The sequence below is a fragment of the Desulfobotulus sp. genome, assembly GCF_034006065.1.
Taxonomy (GTDB): Bacteria; Desulfobacterota; Desulfobacteria; order Desulfobacterales; family ASO4-4; genus Desulfobotulus.
Window position 1 is genome coordinate 1 of record NZ_JAVETM010000018.1, and the last position, 16,075, is coordinate 16,075.

At 55.9% G+C, this 16,075-nt stretch carries 17 protein-coding genes; 4 read left to right on the forward strand and 13 right to left on the reverse strand.

Features of this window, described 5'->3' with window-relative positions:
• Window positions 1–60: 60 nt before the first annotated feature.
• The 3 genes from RBR60_RS08505 to RBR60_RS08515 are packed head-to-tail and all read right to left on the reverse strand — an operon-like array spanning window position 61 to window position 2,498.
• Window positions 61–675 carry a DUF4390 domain-containing protein gene (locus RBR60_RS08505; protein WP_320355707.1) on the reverse strand — a complete coding sequence of 205 codons (615 nt, stop codon included), beginning with the start codon at window positions 673–675 and terminating at the stop codon, window positions 61–63.
• 24 nt (window positions 676–699) lie between these two features.
• Entirely contained in the window at window positions 700–1,422 is a 723-nt protein-coding gene (locus RBR60_RS08510) for an acyltransferase (RefSeq protein ID WP_320355710.1), read from the reverse strand.
• A gap of 20 nt (window positions 1,423–1,442) precedes the next feature.
• Entirely contained in the window at window positions 1,443–2,498 is a 1,056-nt protein-coding gene (locus RBR60_RS08515; RefSeq protein WP_320355712.1) for a phenyltransferase domain-containing protein, read from the reverse strand.
• Between the two features lie 317 nt (window positions 2,499–2,815).
• On the opposite strand from RBR60_RS08515, the gene panC reads away from it, so the two are divergent.
• Together panC and metK are read left to right on the forward strand one after the other, a co-directional pair.
• A complete protein-coding gene (gene panC, locus RBR60_RS08520) occupies window positions 2,816–3,661 on the forward strand; it encodes a pantoate--beta-alanine ligase (protein ID WP_320355714.1) in 846 nt (281 codons plus the stop codon).
• 121 nt (window positions 3,662–3,782) lie between these two features.
• Window positions 3,783–4,949: a methionine adenosyltransferase gene (metK, locus tag RBR60_RS08525; RefSeq protein WP_413815455.1), complete on the forward strand. Its 1,167-nt coding sequence runs from the start codon at window positions 3,783–3,785 to the stop codon at window positions 4,947–4,949.
• Between the two features lie 83 nt (window positions 4,950–5,032).
• On the opposite strand, the gene RBR60_RS08530 is transcribed toward metK, so the two are convergent.
• From RBR60_RS08530 to RBR60_RS08555, 7 genes are all read right to left on the reverse strand, one after another.
• Window positions 5,033–5,263: a hypothetical protein gene (locus RBR60_RS08530; RefSeq protein WP_320355716.1), complete on the reverse strand. Its 231-nt coding sequence runs from the start codon at window positions 5,261–5,263 to the stop codon at window positions 5,033–5,035.
• A 75-nt stretch (window positions 5,264–5,338) separates the two neighbouring features.
• Window positions 5,339–5,533 (reverse strand): BrnT family toxin, encoded by a 195-nt coding sequence (locus RBR60_RS16805; protein ID WP_413815456.1) that lies wholly within the window; start codon window positions 5,531–5,533, stop codon window positions 5,339–5,341.
• Between the two features lie 4 nt (window positions 5,534–5,537).
• Window positions 5,538–6,242 (reverse strand): ABC transporter ATP-binding protein, encoded by a 705-nt coding sequence (locus tag RBR60_RS08535; RefSeq protein WP_320355718.1) that lies wholly within the window; start codon window positions 6,240–6,242, stop codon window positions 5,538–5,540.
• A complete protein-coding gene (locus RBR60_RS08540) occupies window positions 6,229–7,023 on the reverse strand; it encodes an ABC transporter ATP-binding protein (RefSeq protein WP_320355720.1) in 795 nt (264 codons plus the stop codon). Before RBR60_RS08540 ends, RBR60_RS08535 begins: the two co-directional genes overlap by 14 nt.
• 3 nt (window positions 7,024–7,026) lie before the next feature.
• A complete protein-coding gene (locus tag RBR60_RS08545; protein ID WP_320355722.1) occupies window positions 7,027–8,247 on the reverse strand; it encodes an ABC transporter permease subunit in 1,221 nt (406 codons plus the stop codon).
• 24 nt (window positions 8,248–8,271) lie between these two features.
• Entirely contained in the window at window positions 8,272–9,174 is a 903-nt protein-coding gene (locus tag RBR60_RS08550) for an ABC transporter permease subunit (protein WP_320355724.1), read from the reverse strand.
• A 338-nt stretch (window positions 9,175–9,512) separates the two neighbouring features.
• Entirely contained in the window at window positions 9,513–10,646 is a 1,134-nt protein-coding gene (locus RBR60_RS08555; RefSeq protein WP_320355726.1) for a branched-chain amino acid ABC transporter substrate-binding protein, read from the reverse strand.
• Between the two features lie 187 nt (window positions 10,647–10,833).
• On the opposite strand from RBR60_RS08555, the gene RBR60_RS08560 reads away from it, so the two are divergent.
• Entirely contained in the window at window positions 10,834–11,682 is an 849-nt protein-coding gene (locus tag RBR60_RS08560) for an NAD(+)/NADH kinase (protein WP_320355728.1), read from the forward strand.
• A 57-nt stretch (window positions 11,683–11,739) separates the two neighbouring features.
• Window positions 11,740–13,920, forward strand: a complete 2,181-nt coding sequence (locus tag RBR60_RS08565; protein WP_320355731.1) for a DUF3141 domain-containing protein — start codon at window positions 11,740–11,742, stop codon at window positions 13,918–13,920.
• Window positions 13,921–13,965: 45 nt separating this feature from the next.
• On the opposite strand, the gene RBR60_RS08570 is transcribed toward RBR60_RS08565, so the two are convergent.
• The 3 genes from RBR60_RS08570 to RBR60_RS08580 form a co-directional block, all read right to left on the reverse strand.
• Window positions 13,966–14,169: a PLDc N-terminal domain-containing protein gene (locus RBR60_RS08570; RefSeq protein WP_320355733.1), complete on the reverse strand. Its 204-nt coding sequence runs from the start codon at window positions 14,167–14,169 to the stop codon at window positions 13,966–13,968.
• 55 nt (window positions 14,170–14,224) lie between these two features.
• Window positions 14,225–14,998: a sirohydrochlorin cobaltochelatase gene (locus RBR60_RS08575; RefSeq protein WP_320355735.1), complete on the reverse strand. Its 774-nt coding sequence runs from the start codon at window positions 14,996–14,998 to the stop codon at window positions 14,225–14,227.
• A gap of 65 nt (window positions 14,999–15,063) precedes the next feature.
• Window positions 15,064–16,050, reverse strand: coding sequence for a lytic murein transglycosylase (locus tag RBR60_RS08580; protein WP_320355738.1), 987 nt, complete (start codon window positions 16,048–16,050; stop codon window positions 15,064–15,066).
• Window positions 16,051–16,075: the final 25 nt, after the last annotated feature.

Consider the following 16,075-nt stretch of genomic DNA (forward strand, 5'->3'; position numbering starts at 1 on the left):
TTTGCGGCGCTTGTTTTCTCCGTGGGGGGTGCGGGCTCGGGTCATGGGAACTCCGGCGGATCAGAAGGTGAAATCGATGCTGTACCAGTCTGTTTCAAAATTCCAGAAGGAGAGAAAAAAAAGGATATGGTGCAGATAAAGCGGCAGGGTGAGTTCGCTGAGCTTGGCCTTGGCCCGGAGCCTGTATGCCCGCCCCTTTTCCATTTCTTCCACCTGGGCGATGACCAGGTTGGAAATATTGCACATTTTTCGTTTGGCTTCTTCAAAATCCTGGGTGACGTGGGGGGCAAAACCCTCCCAGGACCGTGTGACCGTGTAGGTTTCCCGGATGGCGTTGTAGCGGATGGTGTGGGTGAGCTTGATGTCGGAAAGTTCCAGGGAAGGGCGGAAACGTCGCGGACTTTCCAGCACCAGGTAATAGGAAAAGGTGACGGGAACGCCGCTTTGTACGGCAGCTTCGATTTTCGGGGTGAAGGCCCCTTCCGTGCGCAGGTAAACCTCAAGAACCTGGTCCCGGTTGGCCAGGATGAGGTTGGTGATGGCCGCTTCCTTGGCGTGGGCGCTGGCCCAGAAAGGGAAACCTGAAAGGAAAAAAAGGAAAAGCAGGAAGAAGAAACACCTGAACCCTTGCCGCGCGGGATTGGAGGATGACAGCCTGCAAAGGGATGGGTTCATGGAGATTTTCCTGCTCTTGAAGGCCTAATCCCTGGGGCGGGGCGCCACAAGGGAGCGGATCCAGCCAAAGATCGTGTTGCCGCGCAGAAGATCCCGATCCAGCAGATCAAACTGACGGCCGACCTCCCTGGGATCGGAGAGCCAGTCACCCCGGGTGACGATTTTACGGTCCGGATCCAGGGTGCGGAGAACCTGAGCGGGGTTGCCTGCGGCAATGCAGTTTTCGGGAATATCTTTCACCACCACGCTGCCTGCACCGATGATGCTGTTTTTCCCGATGGTGACACCTTTGCAGACAATGACACTGTCGCCCAGCCAGACATTCTCTCCGATGATCACCGGGCGGGTGACGCCGATGGGCATGGATCGGTCATAGATGTCATGCCAGTCTGCGTCTGTGATGTACACGCCGTTGGCCAGCATGGTATTGGCACCAATAACGATTTTTTCCGCAGCACTGATCCGGGCGCCCGGACAGATCAGGCAGTATTCACCGATTTCAATGCCGTGAATATCTTTTCTGTCGCTCCATACACAGAGCCGGACCTTGGCATCAGGACTGGCGATGAGGGTGGTATAACTGCCCACGCGCACAGGACCACCAAAGACTTCCATATGCCAGGGCTTGATGGCGTGGATGCCATGGCCTAAGGATTCAAACTCCGGCTTCAGGAATTTTTTTAAGTAAAATTTCTGAAACCGGTTGTAGGCTTTTTTAATGAAATAGGGACGGTGATCCTTACGCAAGGGAAACCTCGAAATTAATTTTAAAAATCATCCGTAACCACACCATAGGGATTTTTTGCCCAGAACCCATGGTCAAAAAGATCCCCGGCCGACGTGATCCCGTAAAGGGCGTCAGCGGCCATGAGTACCACGGCATTGGTCCAGGTGAGCTTGTCCTCGGGCCAGATCACCATGTCCGGAAAGGTGAAGCCGCACCAGAAGGAGCCGTCTTCATAGCGCCGGTCCAGAATCCAGTTAAAGACGATGCGGGCCTGACCGGGGTTGCCCATGGCGGCAAGGGCAAGGACGAGTTCGGAGGTTTCCGCCATGGTGACCCAGGGCTGGTCGGAAACGCAGCGCACCCCCATGCCTTCCACCATGAATTTCTTCCAGTATTTTTCCATGCGGCGCTGGGCCTCTGCGCCCGAAAGGGCGCCACAGAGTACGGGGTAGAACCAGTCCATGGAGTAGCGGGATTTGGACACATTGAACACGTGGCGGCGGTGGCGGATGGCATGGCCCAGTCGGGTAAGGGCGGTCTGCCATTGGGGTCGTTTTTGATCCAGGATGGCGGCAAGGGCGCAGGCACACTTCAGGCTCATGAAGATGGCGCTGGAGCCTGTGAGCAGGCACATGGGGTCGATTTTGCCTTCAGGACTTCTGGCCCACCAGATTTCTCCTTCCGGAGCCTGCATGTCCAGAATAAAACCCATGGCCTTTTCCAGCATGGGCCAGCAGGACACGAGAAATTCCCTGTCCTGATGAAGCCGCCAGTCGTGGAAAAGTCCCACGGCGATGTAGGCGGTCATGTTGGTATCCTGGGTGCGGTCGTCGGGCAGACCGTTTTTGTATGAGGCGTACCAGGCACCGTTTTCCAGCTGCTGATCCCTCAGCCAGAAGAACCCCTTCCGGGCGGCCTGGTGATGCCCGGTAATGGAAAGGCCCATGATGGATTCCACCATGTCCCAGGGATCGGTTTTTTCTCCTCCGCACCAGGGGATTTCTCCGGAATCCCGCTGGGCCGCCAGGATGCTGTCACCCACGGCCCGGATATCCAGGGCAAGGGGAAGGGTTTCTTTTGCCGTTCTGACTTCCATGTGCTGTCCTTAAATGTTTGCCGACCAGAAGGGGACAATACCGAAACGGTAAGATTCTTTTAAGCCAGGCCATACCGGAAAGCCCGACATCCCTGGAAAAAACGATCCTGACCCATACCAGAAAAAAAAAAGACCTGCAATGCATTCGTGTGGGATGCCGGATGGATGGGACTCTTGCGGGGGGTGGGAAAGGACAGGGCAGTAAAAAGAGCGGTCCCTCTTCTTCAGGGGTTTGGGCTGTGATTGTTTCGTTGACTTTTGCCCCCTTCTATCTTAATCAATAAATCTTGATGTATGAATCTTTCAACGGAGGCCCCATGGAAATTCACAGGACCCCAGGCAGTATGCAGAAACAGTCCCAGGCATGGAAAAAAGAGGGGCGAAGCATCGGCTTTGTTCCCACCATGGGGTTTTTGCATGAAGGTCATCTTTCCCTCATGGATATTGCGGCCCGTAACGCAGATCTGGTGGTGGTGAGTATTTTTGTCAATCCCACCCAGTTCGGCCCCACAGAAGACCTGGCAAGCTATCCGAGAAACCTTGAAAGGGATCTGGAACTGTGTCAGAGCCGGGGCGTGGCCGCGGTCTTTACTCCGGAGCCCCAAGACATGTACGGCCCGGAATTTCAGACCTATGTGACCCTGGAAAAATTGCCCAACCACCTCTGCGGCCTGTCGAGACCCGTTCATTTTCGCGGGGTAGCCACGGTGGTGAGCAAGCTTTTCAATATGGTTTTGCCGGATGTGGCGGTTTTCGGAGAAAAGGATTTTCAGCAGCTGGCCGTGATCCGGCAGCTGACGCAGGATCTGAATTTTCCCGTGCGGATTCTCGGAGGCCCCATTGTCCGGGAATCCGATGGCCTGGCCATGAGTTCCAGGAATACCTACCTGTCTTCCGGAGAGCGGGCTTCGGCCCTCTGCCTTTCCAGGGCCCTGGAAGGGGCGTCCAGACGCGTGAAAGAAGGGGAGATCCGCGCAGATCACATCCGCAGGGAGGCGGAGAAGGAAATCAGCTCCCATCCCTTTACGGAGATCGACTATGTGACCCTGTGCAGGCCCGATACCCTGGAAGAGGTGGAGGTGATTTCAGGCCCCACCCTGATGGCGCTGGCTGTGAAGGTGGGGAAAACCCGGCTGATTGACAATGCCGTGCTGACGCCCTGAGGGCAGATGCCGTACCTTGGGATCCCCGCTGGCGGAGTGAATGGATTTTTTTTTTTTTAAAGTGCTGGTTGATTGTCTTTCCATGTGGCGTTTGGGCCGCATATCAAAAAAAGGAGTTCTGATGAGTAAGGAACGCATGCTGTTTACTTCCGAATCTGTTACCGAAGGGCACCCTGACAAGGTGGCGGATGCCATTTCCGACGCTATTCTGGATGCCATCATGGCCCAGGATACCCGTTGCCGCGTGGCCTGTGAAACCCTGGTTACCACAGGTATGGCCATCATCGCCGGTGAAATCACCACCTCCTGTTATGTGGACATGCCCCAGATTGTCCGCAACACCATCCGGGAAATCGGCTACAATTCCTCGGACATGGGTTTTGACTGGCAGACCTGCGCTGTGCTGACCACCATTGGTCAGCAGTCTCCGGACATTGCCCAGGGCGTGGATCGGGGCAGTGAGGAAGAACAGGGAGCTGGGGATCAGGGCCTTATGTTCGGTTTTGCATGCAACGATACGCCGGAGCTGATGCCTGCCCCCATCATGCTGGCCCACCAGCTGACCCGCAGGCTGGCCAAGGTGCGCAAGGAAGGTGTGCTGAACTTCCTGCGTCCGGATGGCAAGGCCCAGGTAACGGTGGAGTATGAAGGCTGCAGACCTGTGCGCGTGGATGCGGTGGTGGTGTCCACCCAGCATACGCCGGAAGTGGCCTATGCCACCCTGAAGGAAGGGGTGCTGGAAGAGGTGATCCGCTCCGTGATTCCCGCCCACATGCTGGATGCTAAAACCAAATATTTCATCAACCCCACAGGTAAGTTTGTGGTGGGCGGACCCATGGGCGATTGCGGCCTCACGGGACGCAAGATCATTGTGGATACCTATGGCGGTCAGGGCAGCCATGGCGGCGGCTGCTTTTCCGGCAAGGATCCTTCCAAGGTGGACCGCAGTGCTTCCTACATGGGACGTTACATTGCCAAGAACATTGTGGCCGCAGGCCTTGCAGACAAGTGCGAGATTCAGGTGGCCTACGCCATTGGCGTGGCGGAGCCCGTATCCGTGCTGGTGAATACCTATGGCACGGGTAAGCTCAGTGAAACCCGGATGGGTGAAGTGGTGCGTTCGGTCTTTAATCTGCGGCCTGCGGGCATTATCCGTCAGCTGGATCTGCTCCGCCCCATTTACAGCCAGACCGCAGCCTATGGCCATTTTGGTCGCAATGAGCGGCCGGGCTTCACCTGGGAGGAAACCAACATGGTGGACGCCCTGAGGGCTGCCGCAGGCATCTGATCGGAAGAAAAGAAATACTGAAGAAGCTGAAAGGGCGACCCCAGGGTCGCCCTTTGTCGTTCGTTTTTCAGAAAGCTTGCGTCTTATGGATGGAGAGGGGATTTTTTTTGTTTTTCCGTTTTGGGCGGGATCACTTCGAGGAGGGCGCGTAAGGCCTTGTTCACGGATTCCGAGGTTTTGAAGACGCAGGCAATGTCCGGATCAAGGATAATGGAAACCGTTTGCTGTTCTCCTGCAAAACGGTTTTTTTTCGCTTGGGTATAATCCAGATCATATTCGGCCTGCATGTTATCCGAAGGGGTTTTCTTTTTCATGGCGCCTGATCTCCCTTGGGGTTGCATGGCGTGCGCTGATAATCCGCAGAATACCGTTTGTTTGCTCAGTAAAGATTACCAGCAGTATGCGATTTTTGCTTGAATGTCCAAGATGATTTCCCTCTGCTCCTCCAGAGAAGAGTGGCACACATCGTCAAAAATACAAGCGGAAATATCGGCAAAAACGCTCTGGGCCTCTTCAAACCGGATGCCGTGTTTTTTTAGATTTGCTTCGGCCTTTACCGTATCCCATTCGAAGGTCAATGCCATCCTGTCATATCCCCAGGTAGGCTTTTTTCACATCCTCGTTGGCCAGAAGGTTTTCCGCCGTATCTGAAAGGGTGATTTCTCCGTTTTCCATGACATAGCCCCTGTGGGCTGTTTTCAGGGCGAGGTTGGCATTCTGTTCAATGAGAAAGATGGTGGCCCCATCCCGGTTGATCTGCTCAATGATTTCAAAAATCTGTTTGATGATGAGCGGTGCAAGGCCCAGGGAAGGCTCATCGAGGAGCAGGAGTTTGGGCCGTCCCATGAGTGCCCGGGAGATGGCCAGCATCTGCTGCTCGCCTCCGGAAAGGGTTCCGCCAGCCTGTTTGCGGCGCTGGGCCAGGATGGGAAAAAGGGAGAAGATGTATTCAAGATCTGTTCTGATCCCTGCCTTGTCTTTACGGAGAAAAGCGCCCATTTCCAGGTTTTCCATGACCGTGAGCAGGGGGAAGATGTGGCGGCCTTCGGGCACATGGCAAAGGCCCATGGCCACAATTTTTTCCGGAGGCCTGCCTGTGATTTCCCTGTCCATGAAACGGATGCTCCCGCTTCTGGGCGGTGTGATGGCGGAGATGGATTTGAGGGTGGTGGTTTTTCCGGCGCCATTGGCGCCAATGAGGGCCACAATCTCTCCTTCGGAAATGTCGATGGAAATGTTTTTGAGGGCCCGGATGTTCCCATAATAGGTGTTGATGGCCTCAAGCGTCAGCATGGCTTTCCTCCCCGAGATAGGCTTTGATGACAAGGGGGTTGTTCTTGATGTCCATGGGAGCGCCTTCGGCGATCTTGGAGCCGTAATCCATGACAAAGATGCGTTCGGAGATATTCATGACAAGCTTCATGTCGTGCTCAATGAGAAGGATGCTGATGCCATCCTCATCCCGGATTTTACGGATCAGCTGATCCAGCTCCAGGGTTTCAGAAGGGTTCATGCCCGCAGCAGGTTCGTCCAGAAGAAGCAGGAAGGGATCCGTGGCCATGGCCCTTGCGATTTCAAGACGCCTCTGGGCACCATAGGAAAGGTTTTTGGCCAGCTCATTCACCTCTGCGGAGAGACCGACTTTTTTGAGAAGGGCATAGCAGTACTCCGCCGTTTCCCTTTCCTCCCGCCGCACGGACGGTGGACGGAAGATGGCTCCCAGGATTCCGGAGCGGGTCCGGACGTGGCGTCCGATCATCACGTTTTCAAGTGCGGTCATGTTGGGGAAAAGGCGGATGTTCTGAAAGGTTCGGGCCAGTCCTTTTTCCGTGACCTTGTTGGCCTTCATGCCATTGATGCGCAAGCGCGGTTTTTCCGGAGGCGTGATGAAAATATCCCCGTGGGTGGGGGTGTAGATACCTGTGATGCAGTTGAAAAATGTGGTTTTACCCGCGCCGTTGGGACCGATGAGGGCAACGATCTCGCCCTTTCGGATATCCAGGCTGACCCGGTTCAAGGCCCTTAAACCGCCGAAATCCATGGTAAGGGTCTGGACTTTTAAAATGGGTTCCATGGTTTAAGCCGCCCCTTTGTCTTGGTGAAATTCATAGGCTTTGCGTTTGCTCTGGATCAGGCCCTGGGGACGGAAAACCATCATGAGGATCATGGCAGAACCGAAGATCAGCATGCGGTAATTGCCCACTTCCCGGAGATACTCGGGCAGGAGGATCATGATCAACCCCCCCAGCACCACGCCGAGGATGGAGCCCATGCCGCCCAGAACCACGATGGAGAGAATGATGACAGACTCCATGAAGGTGAAGCTTTTGGGATTGATGTAGGTATTGTAACCGGCAAAGATCACGCCCGCCATGCCCGCCCACATGGCGCCCAGGGCAAAGGCGGAAAGCTTGACGCCTGCTTTGTCGATGCCCATGGCCTGGCAGGCGATCTCATCTTCCCGCAGGGCCACCCAGGCCCTTCCCAGCCTGGAATTCTGGAGGCGGTTGATCACAAAGATGGTGAGAATGACGGCAAAGACCATGATGTAGTAGATGTAGAGGATGGCTTCGCTGAGGCTGAAACTGATCCCGAAAAACTCCGGCCTGGGAATGCCGCGGATACCAGTGGGACCGCCGGAGAATTTTCCCCAGTTTTCAAGCACAATGCGGGTGATTTCCCCAAAACCCAGAGTCACGATGGCCAGATAATCCCCCCTGAGCCGCAGCACGGGAAGGGCGAGGAGAATGCCGAACAGGCCGGCAAGGCCTGCGCCAATGGGAAGGCAGGTCCAGAAGCCAAGGGCAAAATGCTTGTTCAGAAGGGCGTAGCCGTAGGCTCCCACGGCAAAGAAGGCCACATATCCGAGGTTGAGCAGGCCCGCCTGCCCCACCACGATATTGAGCCCGAGTCCCAGAACCACATAGATGAGGGCCAGGGTCATGATGCTGATCTGGTAGGGATTCACCAGGTGGGGAAAGAGGAGGGTGATGCCCAGCACAAGCCCCAGGGCCGGAAGGATGAGTTTGGGATTTTCCGCAAGACCCTGAAAAAATCCGGTTTTTTCCTCTGCCTGTCCCTGGGCCCTGCGTTTCAGCCCCCTTTCCTTGCGGCGGAGCAGCTCCCGCCAGGCATAGGAGCCGAAAAATACTCCCAAGCCCACATAGAGCATGTTTTCCCAGCGCCAGAGAATGGTTCTTTCCAGGGGATTCACCCGGATGACCAGGATGGGGAAGGTGAGAAACATGAACCACAGGGCTGCAATGACAGATTTTCTGAGTTCCTGAAGCGTGAACATAAAAACCTCTTTGGGGATTGATCATCAGACCTTTTGGGTGCTGTTTTTGCCAAGAATGCCCGCAGGCCGGAAAATCAGGATGAGGACCAGAAGCGCAAAAGCGAAAACGTCTTCATATTCCGAGGAAATATACCCCGTGGCAAAACTTTCCGTCCATCCCAGGATCAGGCCGCCCAGCACAGCGCCGGGGATGGAGCCGATACCGCCGAGCACGGCTGCGATAAAGGCTTTGAGCCCTGCAATGAAGCCCACAAAGTAGTTGATCTGACCGATGTAGGAAGCAATGAGCACCCCGCCCACTGCGGCCAGGGAAGAACCGATGATGAAGGTGCTGGAAATCACCCGATCCACGTTCACGCCCACAAGAAGGGCCATTTCCCTGTCCTGGGAGGTGGCGCGCATGGCTTTCCCCGTCCGGCTGTACCGGATGAGCAGGGTGAGCAGCACCATGACCACGGCGGTGGTGGCGAGGATGATGAAGCGGGGCGTATTGATGATGTGGGACCAGGGGGCCAGCCACTGGAATTCCGGAATCAGAGCGGGAAAGCGGAGAAAATCCGAGGTCTGGGCCAGCATCACATAGTTCTGCAGAAAGATGGACATACCAATGGCGCTGATGAGGGGGGAAAGGCGCTGGGCGCTGCGCAGGGGCTTGTAGGCCACCTTTTCAATGGTAAAACCATAGGCTGCGGACCAGATGATGGCGGCAAGCCCCGCCAGAAGGAGAATGGCAAGGGGAGGAAAGCCCATGACCGCAAGGGCTGTGGCGGTGATCAGGGCCGTGAAGGCACCGATCATGTAGATTTCCCCGTGGGCGAAGTTGATGAGTCCGATGATGCCGTAGACCATGGTGTAGCCCAGGGCAATGAGGGCGTAGATGCTGCCCCGCGTGAGACCGCTGAGAAAGTATTCGAGAAACTGTTCCATGGGTTTGGTTTTCCCGTTTTTTTATTTAAAAAAATGCTTCCGGAACCATGGCCCGGAACCTTTGGGAAGGTCTGGCGCTGTTTTTCCAGATCTTCCATCCTGTGTGCCGACGAAGTCCGGGAAAGAAAGAAGGGGCAGAGAAGTCAGGGGCAGAGACGATTTTTGCCGTGAGGCGTGTACGCCATCTGCGCGTCTGCCTTCTTCCTTTTCCGGATCCCGGCGGTCCATTCCAGTGGTCCGACCTTTTGTCCGCAGGGTGGCTTACCCTATTTCAGGTCCGGGGGCAAGGCCCCGGACCTGAAACTTTGCTGAAAATACTTTTCAGGGGTGAGAAGGTGCTATTTCAGTTCCACGTATTGGCCGTTCTGAACCTGATACATGGAAAAGCCCACGCCAATGGCGTCGCCTTTGCTGTCAAAGCTGATTTTTCCAAGGGGGGTGTCAATGTATTCCGTGCGAAGGGCGTTCATGATGGCGGGAGCTTCGGTGGAACCGGCCTTTTCAATGGCATTGACAAGGGCAAGGCCTGCGGCGTAGGCGTTGAGGAAGAAGGCGCCGGGCTCTTCCCCATACACGGAGCGATGCTCTTCCTGGGCGGCAATGGCCATGGGATTGCTGGAAACATCCACAGGACCTGTGGCATAAACGCCTTCGGCAAACTCGCCTGCAACGCGGATGAAGGTATCATCCTTGACGCCATCTGCGGAGATGAAGGTGGTTTTCATGTCGTTGTTGCGCATCTGCATGACCAGTTTGGAGGCTTCGGGGTGGTAACCGCCGAAAATCACGCCGTCTGCGTTGCTGTGACGGATTTTCTGTACCACGGCGGTATAATCCACAGCGCCTGCGGTGATGCCTTCATAGAGAACCACTTCCGCTTCGCCGGACTCTTCTATGAATTTTCTGGCAAATTCGGCAAGGCCCCGTCCATAGTCCCCACGGTCGTGGAGGACCACAATGCGCTTCAGCCCCAGGGTATGGAGGGCGAAGTCCACCTGGAGTCTGGCCTGGGAGTCATCCGGGGCAATGGTGCGGAAGAAGATGGGATAATCACCGCTCTGGGTGATTTCCGGGTTGGTGGCCGAGGGAGACATGCAGACAATGCCCGTGTCTTTATAAATGCCCAGGGCGGAGATGGTGGCGCCGGAGCAGATGTGTCCGATCACCACTTTTACGCCATCGGTGGCGAGCTTGGTGGCGGTGTTGGTGGCCACTTCGGGCTTGCACACGTCGTCTTCCGCCACAAGAACCACCTGTTTGCCCAGAAGTCCACCCTGGGCGTTGACATTTCTGACAACCAGTTCTGCGGCGCGTCGGCTGGGGATGCCGTAGGAGGCGAGGTCACCGGAGAGGGCACCTCCGTAACCGATCTTGATCACCTCTTCCTGGGCCTTTTTCCCGCAGGATACGATTAGGGCTGTGGATAGGAAAATGAGGGCCATGATAAGAGAGAGCCGTGCAAAGGGTTTCATCTGGGTTTTTCCTCCCGTTGGGGTTGGTAAAGAATTTAAAAAAACCGATAAAGGATATAAATAGTTAAGAGGAGATGGGGCGTCAAGAGGGAAAGGATTTTTACGGAAAAAGTCCTGGAGGAAAGCGCTTTACGGCCTCCTGGGAAATGGTTATGCTGCAACGTAAGAAAATAGAGGGAGGACGGTGATGAGCCGGACCGTGGCGCTGGTTGTGAAAGAGGACGTTCAGGCCCAGAAAACCGCTGATGCTTTCAGTGTATGGCTGGGGCATCGGGGGGTTCAGGTCATGAGGAGGACGGCCATCGCCGGGTCTCCCATGCCATGTTGTGATGCACCATTGAGCGTGGATCTGGCCTTTGTGCTGGGTGGAGACGGCACCTTTTTGTCCGCAGCCCGCTGGATCGGAGACCTTGAGATTCCCATTCTGGGGGTGAAGTTCGGTGAGGTGGGTTTTCTTGCGGAGGTGCTGGAAGACCGGCTCTATGAAATCGCGGATGCGGTGCTGGAGGGTTCCTATGTTGCCGAGGAAAGAATGCGCCTGCGGGTGACCCTGAGTCGGGGAGGAGAAATTCTGATGGAGGAAAGGGTGTTAAATGACGTGGTCATTTCCAAAAGCGCCCTTGCCCGTCTCGCGCGGGTGCGTACGGAAATTGACGGGCGCTACCTGACCACCTACACGGGCGATGGCCTGATCATCGCCACGCCCACGGGGTCCACGGCCTATTCCATGGCCGCAGGAGGGCCTGTGGTACATCCGGCCATTGAGGCCATCCTCCTGACGCCCATCTGCCCTTTCACCCTGACCAACCGCCCCCTGATTCTGCCCGATGGGGTTCAGATTACCGTGCGGCTGGACCCCCGCTCTTCCGGGGATATCATGATGACCTGTGACGGACAGTCCGGCCATGCCCTGCATCATGGGGACACCCTTTGCGTGGTGCGCGCGGAGGCACCCGTGCGCATGATCACCCTGCCGGATCAGCGTTATTTTGATGTGCTGAAAGCCAAACTCCGCTGGAGCGGAGAAAGAATTTAAAGGATACGGGTTGTTTTTGTTTCTGATTTTTACCTGAGAGGATAGTGGGAGATTATCATGACAACGGACCTTTCCCAGATTGTGAAACGGCTTCCTTTGGGAGGCAGTGGCCTGGAGTTTGTGGATTATCTTGTGGATACTGCCCAGCGTCAGATTCTGTTCCTGGATATTCTCCGAAACCACGGGAATGATTTTTTCCAGTATCTTGCCGACGGCCAGCCGCCTGTGCTGTTTTTTCCCTATGAGATGATCCTGGATGGCCGCACCTTTGAGCGCCCCGTGAACTATGCATTGGTGCGGATCAAGGACAGAAGGAGCCGGGGGGATCGGAAGATAAAGGCTGAGCAGAAAAAAAAGGAAACCTTCCGGCACGATCGCAGACCTGTGGTGGTCATTGATCCCCGTTCCGGCAATGCGCCGGGCATCGGAGGATCCAAACGGGCTTCGGAAATCGGACTGGCCCTGGACAAGGGACATCCTGTGTATTTTATCCTGTTTTTTCCGGAACCCGTTGTCGGCCAGACCCTGGAGGATGTGAAAAATGCGGAGATCGCGTTCATTGAGGAAGTGGCCCGCAGGCACCCGGACAGTGGAAGACCCAGTATCATCGGCAACAGCCAGGCGGGATGGGCCGTGGCGCTGATGAGTGCGGATCGGCCCAATCTCACAGGGCCTCTGGTTCTCAATGGGTCGCCCATTTCCTATTGGGCCGGGGTGCGTGGGCGGCATGTGGTGCGGTATAAGGCAGGTCTCATCGGCGGGGTCTGGAGCGTGGAGCTGGCCAGTGATCTTGGGGCCGGATATTTTGACGGCGCCAATCTCGCATCCGGCCATGAGGGGTTGGACATGGCTGAAGCCTATTGCCGCAGCCCGTACTATCTTTACAGCCATGTGGATACGGAATCGGACAGGTTTCGGGATTTTTCAAGGTGGTGGAGCAGCTACTACCTCATGACTGCCGAAGAAATCCGTTTCATGATCCAGCACCTTTTCATCGAGAACCAGCTGGAGCTGGGAGAGGTGAGCTTTCAGGAGGGCAAGCGCATTGATCTTCGGGATCTGGCGGACCCCATTGTCCTTTTTTCCTCAGACGGTGATAACGTGACTCCGCCCCAGCAGGCCCTGAACTGGATTGTCAAGGTGTGGGGCAGTCTGGAGGAGGTGAAGAAGCAACAGCAGGTGATCATTTATATGGTGCATGCCCATGTGGGCCATATCGGACTTTTTGTGTCGGACAGGGTGGCCAATAAGGAACATTCGGAGATCATCGGCAGCATTGACATGGTGGATTATCTGGCTCCGGGCCTTTACGAGATGGTCATCGAGAAGGGAGACCCGCGCTATTCAGAGAAGGCTTACCGGGTACGTTTTGAAGCCCGGACCTTTGCGGATATTGAAGGCCTGGATGACGGTGTGGAAGATGAGTTGGATTTCTATCCTGTTGCGGAGATTTCCCGCATCAACGACCTCTGTTACAGGAGCTTTTTTCAGCCCTGGATCCGGTGCATGGTAACTCCCCAGTCGGCGGCCTTCATGCGCATGCATCATCCCCAGAGGCTTTTGCGCATGGTTGTTGCGGATATCAACCCTGCCATGCTTCCTGTGAAACTTGCCGCCCGGATGGCCCGCAAGGCAAGGATGCCCGCATCTCCGGAAAATACCTTCCGCAGGGCCGAGGCCACCTTAGTGGATTTTTTTGCCACCTTCATGGACATGGGCCAGAGATTGCGGGATGCGGCGGAAGAACAGCTTTTCACCCTGATCTACAGCAACCCCATGGTGCGCATGCTTTCCAGCACCCAGAGGCCCTCGGTGCGGCCTCAGCGGGAGGAATCCTCCCATGAGGCGGCATGGCGTTCGGTTGAGGAAGGTTTCTGGCGGGAGAAGATTGTCAAAGGGGGGTTTGCGGAGGCTCTGGTCCGTGTGCTGGTGGCTGTGGCAGGAGCAGACGGTGTGGTGCATCAGGAAGAGATTACCGTACTGGTGGAGTTGATCCGCAACCACCCGAAAACCGCGAACATGCCGGATGCCCGTATCCGGGATCTGGTGCGGGAGCAGTCCCGGATTCTGGAGCTGGATCCCGCAGCGGCTATGGAAGCCCTCCCTATCCTGATCGCGGACCCTTCGGATCGTTTCAGTGTGGTGGAAATGGCCCAGTGCCTGGCGCTTTCGGATCTGGTTGTGGATCCTTCCGAGGAAAAGCTCCTGAATCGCCTCATGGAAATACTGGAAGTGTAGGTGAGGGAAACGTCTTCTGCGGGAGGCGTTTCCAGAAGCTTTTTTTTAAGGATTCTGTATCCGTTTTCCCTGGTGGATGCCAATGAGAATATAAAGGAGGCAACCGAGAAAGGGGATGAGGGCGATGAAACCCCAGAGGGCCTTCTTGCCCCTGGATCCGAAATCCCGGCGCAGGACATCAAAAAAGGCGAGGTTGGTGAGCAGAAGAAAGAAAAAACCGATGCCCACCCATACAAGAACGGTCTGCATGAAAAAAGAATCCTTTCAGAAAGAGGGCCTGCAAGGGGCCCGGTTTTTGTCCCTTTCAGATCTGTGACAGAAGCGCTTTTTCCAGATGCTGGCAGAAAATCCGGGCAATGCCCGGACGCAGCCCCATGGGACGGGACGGAATATCCGGGGTCAGGCCCATGGCAAGAAAGGTTTTGCGCCAGGAGTTGGTTTCTCCCATCAGATCTTCTTCAAAATGACGGCCTTTCACCAGGGTGAAGGGCAGGATGTGGGCCTTTGTAAAACCCGCCTCAAAGACCTTGCGTGCAACTTCTTCCTTTCCCGGCGCGCCCTCAATCATACCGTAAAAGGCCCTTTTTCCCCAGGTTTCCATGAAGATTTTTCCAAAAAGATGGAAAAAAGCCCCGCCCGGATGGATTGAGCCGTGCAGAGCCAGCACCAGGGCCGTATCTTCGGGAAGCTGTGCGGCCTCGTCCAGGGCCAGGGCTGCCTGGTGGCAGTCTTCCACGGAGGCCAGGAGGGGAAGTCCCAGCCCGGTTCTGAGGGGGGCATTTCGGCGGAGGGCTGCGAGTTTGTGAAACTCTGCAGCGCAGACCATGTGCAGGGATTGGATCAGGGCGCAGGGGTGCCCTGCATCCGCCAGTTGTCGGAGGATCAGCTCCGGCGGCGGTGGGGTGTGACTTGTGCGGTGCTGTTGAACGCTCCGGGACGCAAAGGCCCAGTGAAAATCACACTGGGGAAAGGCCTCCCGGAACCGGGCCTCCAGAAAGTCCCGGACTTCCTGGCTGTCCTTTTGGGTGCCAAAGGCCGTGAGAATGACAGGGATTCGGGAAGGGGAATGGGCAGGCATGGGCTTTCCTCATGAAAGGGATGGAAACATCAGAATCCGGGAATCCGTGACAGGGGCTTGTTTTTTTACGGGTTTTTCTTCCGGAGTTTTCCTGCAACGTCCAGCACGGCTTCGGCGTAGGGCCGACTTTTGTTGTAGGTGAGAATCACCTTCAGCTGGGCCTCAGGGGACATGCCCCGTTTCCACCCATGGTTTTTCAGGTAACGGGCTGCACTGAAAATGGCGTCTTCATGGGTGCTGAGCCGGACTTTGCCGTCTCCGTCTCCATCCGCTCCGTGGGCCTGGATATTGGAGGGCATGAACTGACAGATTCCCACAGCACCGGCATAGGATCCCGGAATTTCCGCAGCATTAACCCCCTTGGCTGCGGCATAGGCCAGAAGGGGAGCGAGTTCCTTCTGGGCCCAGACTGCGCGACTTTCCGCCCTTTTATTAAAGGTCTCCCTGTCAAAACGGGTTTTATCCTTTACCCTTTCCCAGATGAGATCCCGGACTTCCGCGCTGTCCATGGCAGCGATGCTGGCAAGGTTCGCCGCCGCAGGATGGCGGCCCATGAAGGTCCCCAGCCGGGTTTCCACCAGAAGGATGGCGGTGACGATTTCCGGAGGTACGCCGAACTGTCTGAAGGCCTTGTCCAGGGTTTTCTCATGGGTCTGCATGTAGGTTTTTGCCCGGCTGATGGAGGCTTCGGTGGAAAACTGGGCATAATCGAGCTTGCTTTCCTGCACCAGGAAGAAAAGCGAAGGAATGGCGGGGTTGAACCGGAAGCCTGGATGGGAAAAGACCTGCTGGATCTGGGCCGCATCCACGCCCTGGCTCAGGAGTTTTTCCAGTACGGGGACAAATTCGGGATCCTGGGGCGCAGGGAGGGCTGAGGTTTCGTCTGCAAAGGAGCATAAGGGGAAAAAAAACGTCATACACAGGGCGAGAAGGGAAAAAAATCCCTTGCCAGCCTTTTTTTTTCGGCGTTGGGACCGAAGAGAGGGCGCACCAGGGGCTGGGAAAAGGGGGCCTTCGGCCATGGAAGATCGGGAAAAAGGGGGGGTATGCATCTGAAAAATTCCTTCGTTTACGGTA

Excerpts from the sequence above, each read along its gene's own strand:
- RBR60_RS08505 (WP_320355707.1), bottom strand. The coding sequence starts at position 675 with ATGAACCCATCCCTTTGCAGGCTGTCATCCTCCAATCCCGCGCGGCAA.
- RBR60_RS08515 (WP_320355712.1), bottom strand. The coding sequence starts at position 2,498 with ATGGAAGTCAGAACGGCAAAAGAAACCCTTCCCCTTGCCCTGGATATC.
- panC (WP_320355714.1), top strand. The coding sequence starts at position 2,816 with ATGGAAATTCACAGGACCCCAGGCAGTATGCAGAAACAGTCCCAGGCA.
- metK (WP_413815455.1), top strand. The coding sequence starts at position 3,783 with ATGAGTAAGGAACGCATGCTGTTTACTTCCGAATCTGTTACCGAAGGG.
- RBR60_RS08530 (WP_320355716.1), bottom strand. The coding sequence starts at position 5,263 with ATGAAAAAGAAAACCCCTTCGGATAACATGCAGGCCGAATATGATCTG.
- RBR60_RS16805 (WP_413815456.1), bottom strand. The coding sequence starts at position 5,533 with ATGGCATTGACCTTCGAATGGGATACGGTAAAGGCCGAAGCAAATCTA.
- RBR60_RS08535 (WP_320355718.1), bottom strand. The coding sequence starts at position 6,242 with ATGCTGACGCTTGAGGCCATCAACACCTATTATGGGAACATCCGGGCC.
- RBR60_RS08540 (WP_320355720.1), bottom strand. The coding sequence starts at position 7,023 with ATGGAACCCATTTTAAAAGTCCAGACCCTTACCATGGATTTCGGCGGT.
- RBR60_RS08545 (WP_320355722.1), bottom strand. The coding sequence starts at position 8,247 with ATGTTCACGCTTCAGGAACTCAGAAAATCTGTCATTGCAGCCCTGTGG.
- RBR60_RS08550 (WP_320355724.1), bottom strand. The coding sequence starts at position 9,174 with ATGGAACAGTTTCTCGAATACTTTCTCAGCGGTCTCACGCGGGGCAGC.
- RBR60_RS08555 (WP_320355726.1), bottom strand. The coding sequence starts at position 10,646 with ATGAAACCCTTTGCACGGCTCTCTCTTATCATGGCCCTCATTTTCCTA.
- RBR60_RS08560 (WP_320355728.1), top strand. The coding sequence starts at position 10,834 with ATGAGCCGGACCGTGGCGCTGGTTGTGAAAGAGGACGTTCAGGCCCAG.
- RBR60_RS08565 (WP_320355731.1), top strand. The coding sequence starts at position 11,740 with ATGACAACGGACCTTTCCCAGATTGTGAAACGGCTTCCTTTGGGAGGC.
- RBR60_RS08570 (WP_320355733.1), bottom strand. The coding sequence starts at position 14,169 with ATGCAGACCGTTCTTGTATGGGTGGGCATCGGTTTTTTCTTTCTTCTG.
- RBR60_RS08575 (WP_320355735.1), bottom strand. The coding sequence starts at position 14,998 with ATGCCTGCCCATTCCCCTTCCCGAATCCCTGTCATTCTCACGGCCTTT.
- RBR60_RS08580 (WP_320355738.1), bottom strand. The coding sequence starts at position 16,050 with ATGCATACCCCCCCTTTTTCCCGATCTTCCATGGCCGAAGGCCCCCTT.